Below are 15,165 nucleotides of genomic sequence, written 5' to 3' on the forward strand. Positions count from 1 at the left end.
GTCTTTTTTTCTTGTTTTCAAGCCGAATTTCAACTTGAAAACAAGAAAAAGAAAAGAAGCTTTTTTTCGCTTCTTTTACATTTCGTTATAGAGTTGAGTATACTGATCCGCCGACAGGTTCCAGCTGACATCCGTTCCCATCGCCTGCTGAACCAGCTGATCCCAATCCGCACGATTGAGATAATAGATATCCGCGGCGCAGCGCAGCGTGTAAAGCATGTCATGGCTGTTGAAGGCGGTAAAGCTGAAGCCGTTGCCTTCCTTAGTATACTGGTTGTATGGGTGTACCGTATCCCGCAGACCGCCTGTTTCACGCACCAGCGGCAGCGCTCCGTAATGCATGGCAATCAGCTGGCCGATACCGCACGGTTCAAATAAAGACGGCATTAAGAACAGGTCGCTGCCGGCATAAATCCGATGCGCCAGTTCATCATTGTAGCCGCAGTAATACACAGCCCGGCGGCGGTATTTGTCTTCCATCATCTTAAACTGATTTTCGATATGCGTTTCCCCAGTCCCCAAGACAACAAACTGAATATCCAGGCCCATGATATCCGCCATCTTTTCAATGATCAGATACACGCCTTTCTGCCAGGTCAGACGGGAAACAATCCCGATCATCATCACATCGTCCGCTACCCGCAGCCCCAATTCTTTCTGAACCGCAGCTTTGTTGGCGCGCTTGCCTTCCAGCACGGATTCCGCATTGTAATGCGCCGGTAAAGCCGGATCCTGCATCGGATCCCACATCTGGGTATCAATTCCGTTGACAATACCATACAGATCGCTCTGTCTGAACCGCAGCACTTCATCCATCTGTTCGCCATACTGTGCGGTCAGAATTTCCTGAGAATAAGAAGGCGATACGGTCGTAATCTTATCCGAGAAAATAATTCCGGTTTTCATGAAGCTGATGCCGTTATGGAAGCGCATTGAACCATCGTCAAAATAACGGCGGTCAATGCCCAGGCAGTCCGTCAGCACATCGGCTGGGAAATTCCCCTGGAAAGCCAGGTTATGAATCGTATACATGTGCTTGATCTGCTGATAGCGCTGATCATCTGGATACTGAATGTGGCACATCGCCGCAATCATCCCGGTGTGCCAATCATGGCAATGCATGATATCCGGGAAGAAATCCAGTGCCCAAAGCATTTCCAGCACCGCTTTTTGATAGAATGCGAATCGTTCGCCGTCATCCGGATAGCCGTAAAGTCCATCTCTTTCAAAATAGCCGGCATGTTCGATAAAATAATAGGTGACATTTTCCCACTGCGACTGATAAATGGTCGCGACCGTGTCGATTACACCGACATGAATCGGGATTGTTTTCAGCTTGGTGAACTCACCGCGGTATTTTTCAGCAATTCGTTTATACAGCGGCAAAACAACTCGGGCATCCATGCCTTTTTCATTCAAGATTTTCGGCAGCGAGCCGATAACGTCTGCCAGTCCGCCGGTTTTGATATACGGCAAACCTTCCGCTGCGACAAACAATACTGATTTCATAAGACCCCTCCTTTAAATCCGATCTCTGCGTTTCACATAGATCGGGGAATCATCGGTCCCGACCAGCTTTTTAACATGGTTGACAATCGCCGCCTTATCGACGATAACATGATCCAGCTTCGCGCCCTCACCGATATACGCCCCCGGCAGAATCACACTGTTTTTCACGACAGCGCCGCGTTTGATAATGACATTTCGTCCGATAACGCAGTTTTCCACATGGCCTTCAATATGACAGCCGTTGGCAATCGAACAGCCGCGGATTTTCGCTTCCGGCATATACTGCGACGGCGCAGAATCGTTGGTCCGGGTGTGAATCGGCCAGTCTTCTTTAAACAGCTCCCGCGCCTTGGCATGTGTGCGCAGTTCAATGTTCGCCTTGAAATAGCTGCGCAGACTGTTGACACAGTAAACCATGCCCTTAAACGCATAGCCGTTGATCCGCAGATCTTCACAGCTGTCCGCCAAAATATCTTTGAACCAATACAGCGAGCTGGTGTTGGCGGCTTTGCGGACCAGTTCCAAAAACAGCTTTTTCGTCATAACATAAGCTTCCAGCGAAACATTGCGGGTTTTATATTTGCCGCGGTTCTTTTCAAAGGCGACAATCCGCTTGTCCTTATCCATCGACAGCGTATCGCAGCCGATAAATTCTTCCTTGGCATTATCCGTCGATTTGTAAATCACGGTTACGTCTGAATTCTTTTCGGCATGATATTTCAGAACTTCATTGAAGTCGATCTGATAGATCATATAGCTCGGTGCGATGATGACGTAAGGCTTGTTGACCTCTTCAATGTACTGAATGTTGTCCATGAAGTTGGCAATATCGTGATTGTAAACCTCCGACATGATCCGGTTTTCACCATACAAAATACTCAGGCGTCCGCGCTTGGAGTTGATGTTGTACTGCCGGCCGTTGCCCAGATGTTCGATCAGGGAACGCGGCTTGTCTTTAATAAACACCTCAATCTGGGAAATCCCGGAATTGGTCATATTGGAAAGCATGAAGTCAATCAAGCGGTAACGACCCAGAAAAGAGATCGCAGAAGCCGGGCGGTAATCCATCAGACCTGTGATGTCGACACAGGCGTCTTCAAAGTTAATAATTCCTAATGCGTCACACATACTTCCGTCCCCCTTATTTCACTCTCTTTTTTGCGATCAGTTCAATATGCTCGCTGTCCTTATGACCGACAACGGCGCCCGGACTGATTTCAACATTGTCCGCAACGATGCAGCGGGTTACCTTGGCGCCCTCACCGATCACCGCATTCGGCATGATCACAGAATCCAGGACCTGAGCTCCGCTGCCGACTTCCACGTTGGTAAACAGTACGGAGTTCTTCACACTGCCGTTAACGATGCATCCCTGGTTGATATAACAGTTGTCCACCTCGGCTTCTTCGCCGATAAACTGCGGCGGCGTCGGTACATCCTCGGTATAAATCTTCCATTGCGAATCACCCAGATCCAGCTCGTTGTCCGGATTGAGAAGATCCATGTTCGCTTCCCACAGGCTGTCGATCGTTCCGACATCTTTCCAATAGCCTTTAAAGCGGTAAGCCGTCAGAATCTTATTGTCACGCAGGAAGGCCGGAATGATATCCTTGCCGAAATCATGTTCGGAATTCGGATCTTTTTCATCGGCCGTCAGATATTTGCGCAGCGTCTTGTAGTTGAAAATATAGATTCCCATCGAAGCCAGATTGCTCTTCGGCTTCGCCGGTTTTTCCTCGAATTCGATAATCCGATCGGTTTCATCCGTGTTCATAATGCCAAACCGGCTGGCTTCCTTTAACGGAACCGCCAGAACCGCGATCGTCGCATCTGCATTGTTGGCTTTGTGATGAGCCAGCATTTTCGCATAATCCATTTTGTAAATATGATCACCGGAAAGAATCAGCACATATTCCGCTTCCATCTGATCCAGGAAATCGATGTTCTGTGTGATTGCATCCGCCGTGCCGCGATACAGACCTAATCCGGTCTTATCTTTTTCCCGCGGCGGCAGAACGAAGACGCCGCTGTCGCGCGCATCCAATCCCCAGTGGTGATCCCGTGCCACATACGAGTTCAGCAGTACGGATTCATACTGCGTCAAAACGCCGACTACGGAAATTCCCGAGTTGGCACAATTGCTTAAAGGAAAGTCGATAATACGATACTTTCCGCCGAAGTAGACTGCCGGTTTAGCGACTTTTTTGGTAAGATCAAGAAGACGACTGCCGCGTCCTCCTGCTAAAATCATGGCAACCATATTATTTTGTTTCATATTTTTAGCCCCCATAGTTTCTTTATGATTTTATTATAGCGTGTTCCTGTCTGTTTTTCAAAGATTAAAAATCATATTTTTTCAGTTCACCAAAATTGAAAAACGTACATTTTCAGTTGATAATCAAAATTATTTACGAAACTGTTGGAAAAATCCAGGTTTGAATGAATTTCTCCAATTTTTTAAACCAATTTCGCGGAAAATTATGATGATTCTCGACATTTTCTCAATTTTATTAAAAAAGTAACCGGTTTCAATTTCACTTTTGATATTTCGATTTTTTTCACATATTAGCGGATAAATCACATTCCCGCCAAATCCTTTTATTTGCAACTAAAATTATTACCTTTTCCGTAACCGTTTCCATTTTAAGATTATTACAAAAATAAAATAACGGTGAAGATTCCGTTATTTTTGTGTTTTCTCCGCGATTTCCGGCATTTTCACGGCTTCTCGAATGAGCTTGGAGCAGCGCTTTCCTTCCGCATCGCTGATCCCATCCAAGCGGCCGATTAAAGCCGGCATCGTCAGTTTGCTTTCACGCACGGCCAAGAGGATCCGATCGTGTTGAATCCGAACTAACAGCTCATCCCAAGCAAAACCGCAGGCTGTCAAAATCTGCCGCAGCTGCGGACTGACCGCCTGAGCTTCCGCGTCCTTATGGCAGGCGGCGAAATCGGGGAATGAGCTTCCGCAGTTCCATATCTTATCCTGCCGGATATGCTGCCAGCCGCTGTCGAAATCCTAGCTTCCTTTCAGCTGAATCCACAATCCGTTTTTTACGATCGGTTTTTTTACGCCTTCTTTAGACAGACTGAACCGGCCGATCTGAACTGGGACAGACTGCACTTTTCCTTGGTAGGCCCAATCCCATTCGCAGCGCATCCATGCCGGATCCAAGCCAAGCTGGCGGTTCCAGTCAATATCCAGTCCTGTCGGATCGACAGCTTCCACCTGATCCAGCTTACGTTTCAGTTCCATCTCAAAACCGATCCGATGATAAGTTTCACGATAGCGCTGCAGCGTCGGAACAATCAACGTGCTGCAGCCTAACCAAAGCAAAATTCCTCCAAACAAGCTCCGGCGATGATAGATGGGGAAGATGCGAAGTTCCACCGCAAACAACACAATCAAAGCGATGATCAACAGTGCAATTTCCAGCCAAAACAGAAACCGCCAACGCCACAACGTCCATCGATCCCTCTTTAGCTTCCTGAATTCAGCCATGCCCGAACCTCCGAAATGAAATACAGTGAACCGGTGATCACCACCGTCCCCTCCGGCTGAGCCCGCTGCTTCGCGCTCAGGATCGCCGTTTTCCAGTCTTCGATCAGCTCGCTGCCCTCAATTGTCAGGGCCTTGCCCGTCTGGGCCCGAAAATAATCAAACTGCGTGATGATCAGTTGGTCGCAGCACTGTTTCAATCGTTCTGCCATGCCTGTTGTTTCCTTATCCTTTAAAGCAGTAAACACAATGATCTGGGGATGCGGCAGCTCTTTTACCGAAGCACACAGCGCTTCAATCCCGGGAACATTGTGGGCCCCGTCGATGATCACTAACGGACGATGTCCCATGATTTCAAACCGGCCTGCCCAGACCGCCTGCTTCAACCCCTGAACAAGCGCTTCCTCGCTGATCTCAAACCATCCCCGTTGCCGGCCTTCATTCAAACAGGTGAGTGCTACTGCGGCATTTTCGGCCTGATAACGGGCGGCCGTATTTAAAGTATACGATTTCCCCTCCCAAATGAATTGAACCGGATATCCGGGAAGAACTTTGACGGGGGAAACCGGGATCAGCCGGGCCTGCTTTTCCCTACACACGTTTTCGATTACCGATTGACATTCCGGCTGTTTTACACCGCTGATCACAACCCCTCCGGACTTCACAATCCCCGCTTTCTGCAGGGCGATGGCTTCCTCGCTGTCGCCTAAGCGATCCATATGATCCAAACCGATCGATACGATCACACTGCACAGCGGATGATGCAGGGTATTGGTCGAATCCCACAGGCCGCCTAATCCGACTTCAATCACAGCGATATCGACTTTTCGTTCGATAAACCACAGACACGCAAAAAAGAAATCAATTTCAAACATCGCCAGATCCCATTGTTCAATTAATTCCCGATAGGTATCCGTGTAGCGGACGAAGGTTTCATCATTAATCCACTGATCCTGAATCCGAATGCGGTCCTGATGGGCCGTTAAATGCGGCGAGGTAAACGTCCCGACGGTATAGCCGGCGGCGCTTAAACAGCTGGCCAGATAGCTGACCGTACTGCCCTTGCCGTTGGTGCCGGCAACGTGAATCGAACGGAATTGATCCTGGGGATCGCCCTGCGACGCCATGAACCGCTGAAAATGATCGAAGCCATGATGAAAATTATGCCGGGCTGTGATCCACTCTACGGCTTCCTGGATCGTTGTCATGTTAATCCTCAATCTGCCAGTCAATCGGCGTGCGGCCATGATCGATCAGAAACTGATTGGCCTTGGAAAACGGATGCGTGCCGAAAAAGCCGTAGCTGGCTGAAAGCGGGGAAGGATGCGGCGATTTGAGGATCAGATGCTTCGGATTAGTAATCACGCGCCCCTTATCCTGAGCATTGCGTCCCCACAGAATGAAAACCAGCGGATCCGGATGCTCGTTCAGTCTACGCATGACTTCATCCGTAAATTCTTCCCAGCCCTTGCCGCGGTGCGACAGCGGTTTGGAATCTTCGACTGTCAGAACGGTGTTCATCAGAAACACCCCCTGCTGAGCCCATTTCATCAGATATCCATGATGCGGAATCGTACAGCCCAGATCGTCATGCAGCTCCTTATAAATGTTGACTAAGCTGGGCGGGACTTTGACTCCCTTGCGCACGGAAAAGCACATGCCATGCGCCTGATTGGGCTGATGATACGGATCTTGTCCCAGGATCACAACCTTGACATCGGAATAATTGGTAAATTCAAAGGCCGAAAAAACCTGAAGCCGCGGCGGATAGACGTTCGTTGTGGCATACTGCTGACGCAAAAATGCGGATAACTGCTGAAAATAAGGCTTCTGAAATTCTTCTTTGAGAAAAGGCGTCCATTCATTCTGAAACATGCTGCTCCTCCTTATAATGTAAAAAAACCGGATTTTCCGGTTTCATTATATCACTGATCGAGTTATTTCACCAATCCCTGCGCTTTCAGCTGATCGCGGCGGCGATGATAGATTGTCGCGTAAACAGCCATGGCGATGGGAAAGCCGGAACAGAAGATCACGGCGATGGGCAGATACAGTGAGGAAGGAAAGACCCACGAACACAGGACGATCATCGCCATCCCCAGACACCGGCCGATCGACTGGTAGGTTTCCCGCACGATCACCCGGCCGACAATGTTTTCCTGACTTGCATAATCCGCAATCGCATTCATCACGATAATCTGATAAGGGTTGGCATACATCGGCGTTGACAGAGCGTTGACCACGCCGTAGTAAACGGCGCCGCCCAGTGTTGGACAGAGCACCAGCACAACCGCACTGGAGGCGATCAGCACCGCCCCAATCTGATAGAACCGCATGCGGTTATTCCGCCGCATGGTCCGCGATACAAATGCGAATGCCAGGATGGAGATCACGGCAAACAGAGCCAGCAGCCTGCCGTAGGCACTGCCGCTGCCGTTGGTCGCGTTATAAACCAGCAATCCCGCCAACGTTAAGGACAGGGAATTGTGCATCCCGTAGAAAAAAGTTGTGATCATGCAGTAGCGCCACTGCGGATCATCCAGCTTCATCCGTTTCAGCACCGAAAACGGCTGCGGAGCACTGCGGGCTTTGACGCGCAGGGAAACCAGCGCGATCAGCGCATAAATCACCAGAACAAGCTTGAAGATTTCCACATACCCCGCCGTATCCGAAACCGCCGTGTCGATGATCAGCGTGGAAACCAACGGTGCGGCAATCGCGGAAATGTTGTTGCAGATCCCTACACCGGCCAGAAAACGTGAGCGGGACTGAGGCGAGGAAACGATTTGATTCAGACTGTTCAGACTGAGCCAGAACAAACCTTCCCCGACCCCCGTTAGCGCTGCCACAACATAGACAAGCTGAGGCGCTACAACAAACCGATCCTGCGCCGCCAGCACAAACAGCAGGCTGAACATGATAAAAACCAAGCCGACCGACAAAGGCCCGGCAAAGCTGTGCTTCTGCGCCCACTTGCCGCCCAGCGTAAAGAAAAAGGGAAACAATCCGATCCGCACCATCGTGTAGACCGACATCACCACCAGCGAACCGGTGTAGGCATATAAATAAACGTTCATGAACACAGCCGACATGGCGTTGGCCAGATTATATAGACTGGCGATGACCATCGTCGTCATTTCATCACGCGTCAATTTCTGCATGCTTTTCATCTGTAGACTCCAGCCTTTCACCTAACGCACAATCCCCAGCTGCTTCTGATGATCCCGCTGTTTGTGATAGAACGTGGCGTACACGACCAGAATCACCGGAAACAGCGAACACAGCACAACCGCAGCCGGCAGATACAAGGATTCAGGCAGGATCCAAGAACACAAAACAATCATGACCATACCCAAACAGCGGCCGATCGACAGATATGATTCCTTGGCGATCACGCGTCCTACGATATTTTCAGTTTCCGCATAATCCTGAATCGCATTCATCATGATGATCTGATACGGATTGGCATACATCGGCGTAGCAATCGCATTGACAACACCATAATAGACCGCCCCGGCCAAGGTTGGCCACAGAACCAGCACAATCGTACTGGAAGCGATCAGCACCGCGCCGATCTGATAGTACCGCATCCGGTTGCGCCGGCGCATCGTCCGCGACACCCAGGCATAAGCCAGAATCGTCAGCACCGCGAAAACCGCCAGCAGTTTGCCATAGGCACTGCCGCTGCCGTTGGTCGCATTGTAGACCAGCAACCCCGCCAGCGTTAAGATCAGCGAATCGCGCATGCCGTAAAGAAAGGTGGAGATCATGCAGTAGCGCCACTGCGGATCATCCAGCTTCATGCGTTTTAACACGGAGAAACCGCGGTTGGCACTGCGGGCGCTGATGCGGGTGGAAAGCAGTGCAATCAGACCGTAAATCACCAGAACAATTTTAAAGATTTCAACGTAGCCGGCGGTATCGCTGCCCGCCAGTTCAATAATAAAGGTCGAGATCAGCGGAGCGATGATCGCCGACAGGTTGTTAAAGATCCCGATATCCGAGATAAACAGCGATCGCGTTTCAGCCGTGGAAACGATCTGGTTGAGGCTGTTGATGCTCAGCCAGTACAGACCTTCGCCGATCCCGACCAGCGCGGCGACGACGTAGACCAGCTGCGGAATTTGCTCAAATCCATCGCTGGCGCCCAGCACAAACAACAGCGAAAACATGATGAAGATCAGACCGACGGTCAGCGTCTGCGAGAAGCGATGCTTCTGCGCCCACTTGCCGCCGATCGTAAAGAAAAACGGATACAGGCCGATGCGTACGATCGTATAGATCGACATCACAACCAGCGATCCGGTATAAGCATACAGGTACACATTCATAAAGACGGCCGACATCGCGTTGGCGAGGTTGTAAAAACAGTTGATCAGGATCAGCAGACGTTCATTTCCGCTCAGAGCTTTCATAACAACAATCCCCCTGGAAACATCATTTCCTTTTTTGGTCTTGAGTATCATAGCACAACCAACCATAATGTCAAACAAAATGTTGAATAAAACAACCAGCGAAAGCGAACTTTTTTCCTTCTTGGAAAAACGCTTCTTTCACTGGTTGTCCAGAACACTATAATGAGGATTTTACTGAATTATTCCAGGGGCTGACTGACGCCGCGGCAATAGACGTGTTTCAGCTGAAGATGCTCGTCGCAGACGACCAGATCCGCGTCCTTGCCAACGGCGATGGAACCTTTGCGCGCCTCCACGCCCAAGTAGCGGGCCGGGTTGATCGTAGCGGCGTTAATCGCCGTCTTTAGCGGCAGCCGGGCCTTGCGGTGCAGGTTGTCGATGCCCTGATTGACATACAGCGCAGAACCAAACAAGGTTCCGTCCGGCAGCCGGAAGGCTCCTTCTTTCCCAAACTCGGCATAATCCGGATCATCCTTGCATTCGGCCGAATCCGTGACAAGAATCAGCTTGTCTTCTCCCTTCATCGTCCCGATCAGATGCGCGGTTTCAAAATGCACATGGATGCCGTCGCCAATCACCTCAGCATACAGCTCATCCAGATTCAGCGCCGCTCCGAAAATCCCCGGATTGCGGTGATGGAACGGACGCATGCCGTTGCCGCAGTGAGTAATCCCGGTGGCTCCCCAGTGCACAGCTTCCTTGACCTGATCAAAGCTGGCGCCGCTGTGTCCGCAGGAAACACGGATCTGATGTTCCGCTGCGGTCTTGACGAACGCATAGTCCTCGTCAAATTCGACGGCGCAGGTCACCGTCAGAATATGTCCGCCGGCTAAATCCTGATAGTGAAGCAGAACTTCCGGATCAGGTTTGACGATCGTATACAGATCCTGAGCGCCGTGAAACTGATGCGAGATGAAGTTGCCTTCCATATTGATGCCTAGGATTTCCGCTCCTTCTGCCTCGGTTTCGATGGCCTGCTTTAAAATCGGCAGCGCCTGTTCGTTTTTCTGAACACTTTGCGTCGCCGTCGTCGCCAGAAACGAAGTTACCCCTTCCTTCGGCATGTGCTTCTGCCAGCGCTGCATCGCTTCCAGCGTTGGAGCTCCTGCTTCACAACGGTTCCAGCCATGGGTATGAATGTCGATAAATCCCGGCAGAATCCAGTGATCCGCGGCATCGTAATCCGCTGATTTTTCACCATACGGCAGCAGCGCCTGAATCCTTCCGTCTTCGATTTCCAACTGCTGCGGCACAAACGTACCGTCGATCCAGACATGCGTGCTTTGAATGATCATGTTATGCCTCCTTGATTTCCTTAAGCTCAGTATAGCACGGCACCGCCGGTTGTCCAGCCCAAAGAAAAACCACGCCGCAGCGTGGCTTCATGAAAAGCAGTATTGGAAGTAAGCTTCATATTCCGCCTGGGATATCGTCGTCGTCGTCGCTGGGTCAAATTCATATTTCTCCCGCAACTGCAGCGTCGGGGCGTCGATCAGAAAGAAATCGTACATCACCCGTCCGGGCTGATCCGGCACCGGGTCGTCAAAGGTGGCGTCAAGGTAGCGCATTTCGCCATCCAGACTGACCAGATTCCAGGCGTGATCCATCGTGTTGCTGAAAACCTTGATCGAACCGATCCCGGCCGCTTCCAGAAGCAGATCCATCGCTTCCATGTAGCCGGAACACGTCGCCTTGCCTCTTTCAAACACGCCGGAGGCCCGAAAAGCCAGACTTTGTTTTCGTTCCGCCTCACTCAGCTTCGCCGCCTCTGTATCATATTGGGTGTGCAGCACCAGCCAGTCATGCAGCGTCTGAATGACCTCCCGCTGATCCTGATTCGGATTGATGAGTTCTGTGACCAGCCGCTGTGCCTGAACCCGGCTGCGCTGCAGCTGCTGCTCATCTTCCATCGTGATCGTAAACTCTGTTCTTCGCGTGCCGTTCATCATCCGGCGCTGACTATACTGAGCTTCAAAGGTGGAAGGTGCAAGCGCCAGGGCATAGATGAAGATTTTATCGAGATCCAGATCCTCATCGGCGATCATCGCCGCTTTGCGCTGACCCGAACGAACCAGATTGCCGATCAGCAGTCCGGCTTCCATTTCACTGCTCACAACATAACAGCCCTCGCTGACATCGCAGCTGATCTTCTCGAATTCCTGCTGCGGCCGGTACAGCGACTCGCTGAACGTCACGATCTCCCGTTTGCCGCCTAGCAGATCAGGCAGCTTCAGCGAAGTTTGGGAACAGGCTGACAGCCCTAAGCTCAAAACTAACAAAATTGCGAATCGTTTTTTCATAACCCTGTCCCCTTTCTTTTATCAGTATACCACGTTCGGCGGATTTCTTTCTTTCGTTTCCCTTTCTTTTTTTGTATAATGAGAACGCAAAGGAGGCGCATCTATGCTTCAAAGAACCATGTCGTTAAAAGAAATGATGGATTATCGTCCGATGGAGGATGATTTTATGCAATGTCCGGAAACCGTAACCGGATTCATGCGGCTGTGCGTCGTGGCGCCGAACCGGGAAAAAGCTTATGATTTCCTGCGGCACATGATGAATCCGCCGTATCGCCAGCTGGCCCTTAACAGCTTTGAGGATTGTCTGAACACGATCCATTACGACTTTGACGGTGCCCAGGCCGCGAAGCCGACGTTTATCTTAATGGCGGAATACCGCGTAACCACCGATAAGCCGTCGCTGCAGGCGTTAATGGAAGCGGTAATCGAAAGCCGTCCAGACGCCGATACCGATATCATCGCCGACTGCTTCATGAAAAGCGATGAGGGCGACGGCTGTCTGCGGATCTATTCGCATGAAGGAAAAGTTCATGCCGCAATGCTGCAGTAAACTCTGGCGTTACCCAGCCTAAAAGGGAATTGGACTTCCTACAAAAAAAGCAAACCGATTGGGTCTGTTCTGAGTGATCCGCCTTTGATGAGGTCATCATTCAGAACGCCGAAACTCCGTTCGCTTTTTTTATTTCGTTTTTTAGGGAAATTACTCCGTTGGCGCTGGTTCTTCCCGCTTTTGAATGTGCAGCAGTGTCAGAACAGCCTGGTCGGTAATGTTGGCCATCATGTTGGTAAACCGCTCAAAGCCTTCCTGACGATAGGCATCTTCCGGTTTAATCTGAGCATAGGAGCGCAGATAGATGCCCTCGCGCAGCCGGTTCATCGAATCGACGTGATCATTCCACTGATGATCAATCACCGATAACAGAATCATCTTTTCCAGCTGAGCGATCTGCAGCGGCGCTTCCGCTTTTTTGCGCTGATGCTGCTTCTGGAATTCTTCTGTCAGAAGCGCCTTCAATGTCTTCTCATCCTTCGCCTGCTCCAGTTCAGGCCGGATCTCATCCAATAACCAGGTTTTCTCGGCTTCCTGCAAGACAGCATCTGCTTGTGCTGGATTGGCGTGTTTGGCGCGCAGCAGGGAAGCTGCCAGACTGGCTGCCGCCTGATCCATCAGGGAAGCCACCAGTTCGCTCAAGTCCTGCTGCATTAAAATCTGATCCCGCTGCCCAAAGATAATCCGGCGCTGTTCCATCAAAACGTCATCATATTCCAATACGCGTTTGCGGGAATCGTAATGCAGATCCTCCGCCCGCTTCTGAACCAGGTCGATGGTTCTGCGCAGCTTTTCCGCCGGGAGTTTATCCTCGCAGAATTTCGCAATGCTTTCCTTCTGCAAATCCGAAGCATACTGGATGATGAAATCATCCTGCATCGACACATAGAAACGCGAAAAGCCCGGATCGCCCTGACGGCCGGCGCGGCCGCGCAGCTGATTGTCAATGCGCTTGGATTCATGCCGTTCCGTTCCCAAGACCGCCAGACCGCCCAGTTCGACGACCCCCTCACCCAGCTTAATATCGGTACCGCGTCCAGCCATGTTCGTCGCGATCGTCACAGCGCCCCGTTGCCCTGCCCGAGCGATGATCTCCGCTTCCTGGGCATGGTTTTTCGCGTTCAGAACGGGATGCGGAATTTTTTTCTGGCTTAAGCGCTGTGATAAAATTTCACTGATCTCCACCGAAGGCGTGCCGACCAGAACCGGCTGGCCTTGGGCATGCAGACGGACGACTTCGTCAACGATCGCATCGTATTTCTCACCTTTGGTTTTAAACAAGGCATCGGGATAGTCGAGCCGGGCGATCGGTTTATTGGTCGGCACGACGATCGTGCGCATGTTATAGATGCTTAAAAATTCTTGTTCTTCTGTTTTCGCCGTTCCGGTCATACCGGCCAGCTTGTCATACAGGCGGAAGAAGTTCTGATACGTGATCGTCGCCAACGTTTTGGTTTCCTGCTTGATGCCAACCCCTTCCTTAGCCTGGATCGCCTGATGCAGACCATCGGAGAACTCCCGGCCTTCCATCTTCCGGCCGGTAAACTGATCGACGATGATAACCTCGCCGTCTTCCACGACATATTCGACGTCGCGCATCATAACATAGTTGGCTTTCAGCGCCTGCTGGATATAATGCACCAGATCGGCATGGCTGTGATCGTAGAGATGCGCAACCTTAAAGAACCGTTCGGCATGGACGATGCCTTTTTCCGTCAGATAGACCTGCCGTTCCTGAGGATCAACTTCCACCTCGTCCTGGCGCAGCGCCTTGACAAACTGATCGGCCATTAAATACTGCTTATCCAGCATTTCCCCAGCGCCGGAAATGATCAGCGGTGTCCGGGCTTCATCGACCAGCACCGAGTCGACTTCATCGACCAATGCGAAATGCAGTCCGCGCAGCACCCGGCTTTCCAGATTCATGACCATGTTGTCGCGCAGATAGTCAAAGCCCAGTTCGGAATTGGTCGTATAGGTAATATCGCAGGCAAACGCCGCCCGTTTCTGCACGGAAGTCAGCGTGCGGTCGTTGCAGCCGACCGTCAAGCCCAGAAAGCGATAGATCTGTCCCATCCATTGAGCATCGCGGTGAGCCAGATACGGGTTCACGGTCACGACATGCACACCCTGACCAGCCAGAGCATTGAGATAGACGGGCAAAATCGAGGTCAGCGTCTTGCCTTCCCCGGTTTTCATTTCCGCAATATCGCCCTGATGCAAAAGAATGCCGCCGATCAGCTGGACGGGATACGGACGTTCGCCGATCACCCGTTCCGCCGCCTCGCGAGCCGTGGCAAAGGCTTCCGGAAGCAGATCATCGAGGCTCTCGCCCTGACTTAAACGATTTCGGAACTGTTCGGTCTTGGCCTGCAGATCAGTGTCGGACAGCGCCTTATATACGCTGCCCAGAGCTTCTATTTTTTTCGCCAGCTTTTCCGCTTTGGCCAATTGACGGCCATCGGGACTGAGTGATTGTAAAAGATTCATATTTTTCCTCCTGTTTATTTCAATGCTTCATTCAAATCAAAGCTGAAAAGGAGGAGCCAGGCGTCCGACAGGCACAGCCAGAACTTTCGGTTTCGCCACCTGCGCGCACAGCTGTACGGTTAAGCGCTGATCCAAAAAACTTGCCGGCAGATCCACCCGCGGCGGCTGAGCCTTGCCCAGAGCCAGATCTGTGGAAAAAACGGCAGTCTTCTTTTTATTCAGACCTTCTGCCAGCTGCAGCTGAGCTTCTTTCTCAGTCTGTGCCTCATTCTGCACCGTTAACTGGGCAGGCAAAAGCAAAGGCGGCACCAGCAGCAGGCCGCAGGATAAAAGCAGGCAGAACGTCAGTGACAGTCCTCGTAATAACCAGGAAATCATCGTCAGTGCCTCCTTCCCTGCGCA

14 protein-coding genes are annotated in these 15,165 nt (G+C 51.1%); 1 reads left to right on the forward strand and 13 read right to left on the reverse strand.

Going from position 1 to position 15,165, the window contains the following annotated elements; genetic code table 11:
* Nucleotides 1-75: 75 nt before the first annotated feature.
* The 11 genes from glgA to BN162_RS09055 form a co-directional block, all read right to left on the reverse strand.
* Nucleotides 76-1,509 carry a glycogen synthase GlgA gene (gene glgA, locus BN162_RS09005; protein WP_020224761.1) on the reverse strand — a complete coding sequence of 478 codons (1,434 nt, stop codon included), beginning with the start codon at nt 1,507-1,509 and terminating at the stop codon, nt 76-78.
* A gap of 12 nt (nt 1,510-1,521) precedes the next feature.
* A complete protein-coding gene (gene glgD / locus BN162_RS09010) occupies nt 1,522-2,637 on the reverse strand; it encodes a glucose-1-phosphate adenylyltransferase subunit GlgD (protein WP_020224762.1) in 1,116 nt (371 codons plus the stop codon).
* A 13-nt stretch (nt 2,638-2,650) separates the two neighbouring features.
* Nucleotides 2,651-3,784, reverse strand: a complete 1,134-nt coding sequence (locus tag BN162_RS09015) for a glucose-1-phosphate adenylyltransferase (protein ID WP_020224763.1) — start codon at nt 3,782-3,784, stop codon at nt 2,651-2,653.
* Between the two features lie 408 nt (nt 3,785-4,192).
* Nucleotides 4,193-4,399 (reverse strand): hypothetical protein, encoded by a 207-nt coding sequence (locus BN162_RS09020; RefSeq protein ID WP_020224764.1) that lies wholly within the window; start codon nt 4,397-4,399, stop codon nt 4,193-4,195.
* 129 nt (nt 4,400-4,528) lie between these two features.
* Nucleotides 4,529-5,011 carry a hypothetical protein gene (locus BN162_RS09025; RefSeq protein ID WP_020224765.1) on the reverse strand — a complete coding sequence of 161 codons (483 nt, stop codon included), beginning with the start codon at nt 5,009-5,011 and terminating at the stop codon, nt 4,529-4,531.
* Nucleotides 4,990-6,216, reverse strand: coding sequence for a bifunctional folylpolyglutamate synthase/dihydrofolate synthase (locus BN162_RS09030; protein WP_020224766.1), 1,227 nt, complete (start codon nt 6,214-6,216; stop codon nt 4,990-4,992). Before BN162_RS09030 ends, BN162_RS09025 begins: the two co-directional genes overlap by 22 nt.
* A 1-nt stretch (nt 6,217) precedes the next feature.
* Nucleotides 6,218-6,883 carry a uracil-DNA glycosylase gene (locus tag BN162_RS09035; protein ID WP_020224767.1) on the reverse strand — a complete coding sequence of 222 codons (666 nt, stop codon included), beginning with the start codon at nt 6,881-6,883 and terminating at the stop codon, nt 6,218-6,220.
* 62 nt (nt 6,884-6,945) lie between these two features.
* Nucleotides 6,946-8,178, reverse strand: coding sequence for an MFS transporter (locus BN162_RS09040; RefSeq protein WP_020224768.1), 1,233 nt, complete (start codon nt 8,176-8,178; stop codon nt 6,946-6,948).
* Between the two features lie 21 nt (nt 8,179-8,199).
* Complete coding sequence (locus BN162_RS09045) at nt 8,200-9,423, reverse strand: MFS transporter (protein ID WP_020224769.1); 1,224 nt, start codon at nt 9,421-9,423, stop codon at nt 8,200-8,202.
* Between the two features lie 179 nt (nt 9,424-9,602).
* Nucleotides 9,603-10,718, reverse strand: a complete 1,116-nt coding sequence (gene nagA / locus BN162_RS09050; RefSeq protein ID WP_020224770.1) for an N-acetylglucosamine-6-phosphate deacetylase — start codon at nt 10,716-10,718, stop codon at nt 9,603-9,605.
* 87 nt (nt 10,719-10,805) lie between these two features.
* Nucleotides 10,806-11,723 (reverse strand): transglutaminase domain-containing protein, encoded by a 918-nt coding sequence (locus BN162_RS09055; protein ID WP_020224771.1) that lies wholly within the window; start codon nt 11,721-11,723, stop codon nt 10,806-10,808.
* 103 nt (nt 11,724-11,826) lie between these two features.
* Between BN162_RS09055 and BN162_RS09060 the strand changes: the two genes are divergently transcribed.
* Nucleotides 11,827-12,273: a hypothetical protein gene (locus BN162_RS09060; RefSeq protein ID WP_020224772.1), complete on the forward strand. Its 447-nt coding sequence runs from the start codon at nt 11,827-11,829 to the stop codon at nt 12,271-12,273.
* A 150-nt stretch (nt 12,274-12,423) separates the two neighbouring features.
* Here BN162_RS09060 and secA read toward each other — a convergent pair whose 3' ends face one another.
* Nucleotides 12,424-14,763 carry a preprotein translocase subunit SecA gene (gene secA / locus BN162_RS09065; protein WP_020224773.1) on the reverse strand — a complete coding sequence of 780 codons (2,340 nt, stop codon included), beginning with the start codon at nt 14,761-14,763 and terminating at the stop codon, nt 12,424-12,426.
* A 36-nt stretch (nt 14,764-14,799) separates the two neighbouring features.
* Nucleotides 14,800-15,141, reverse strand: a complete 342-nt coding sequence (locus BN162_RS09070) for a hypothetical protein (protein WP_020224774.1) — start codon at nt 15,139-15,141, stop codon at nt 14,800-14,802.
* Between the last annotated feature and the right edge of the window lie 24 nt (nt 15,142-15,165).

The sequence above is a fragment of the Holdemania massiliensis AP2 genome (genome assembly GCF_000327285.1).
Lineage (GTDB): Bacteria > Bacillota_I > Bacilli_A > Erysipelotrichales > Erysipelotrichaceae > Holdemania > Holdemania massiliensis.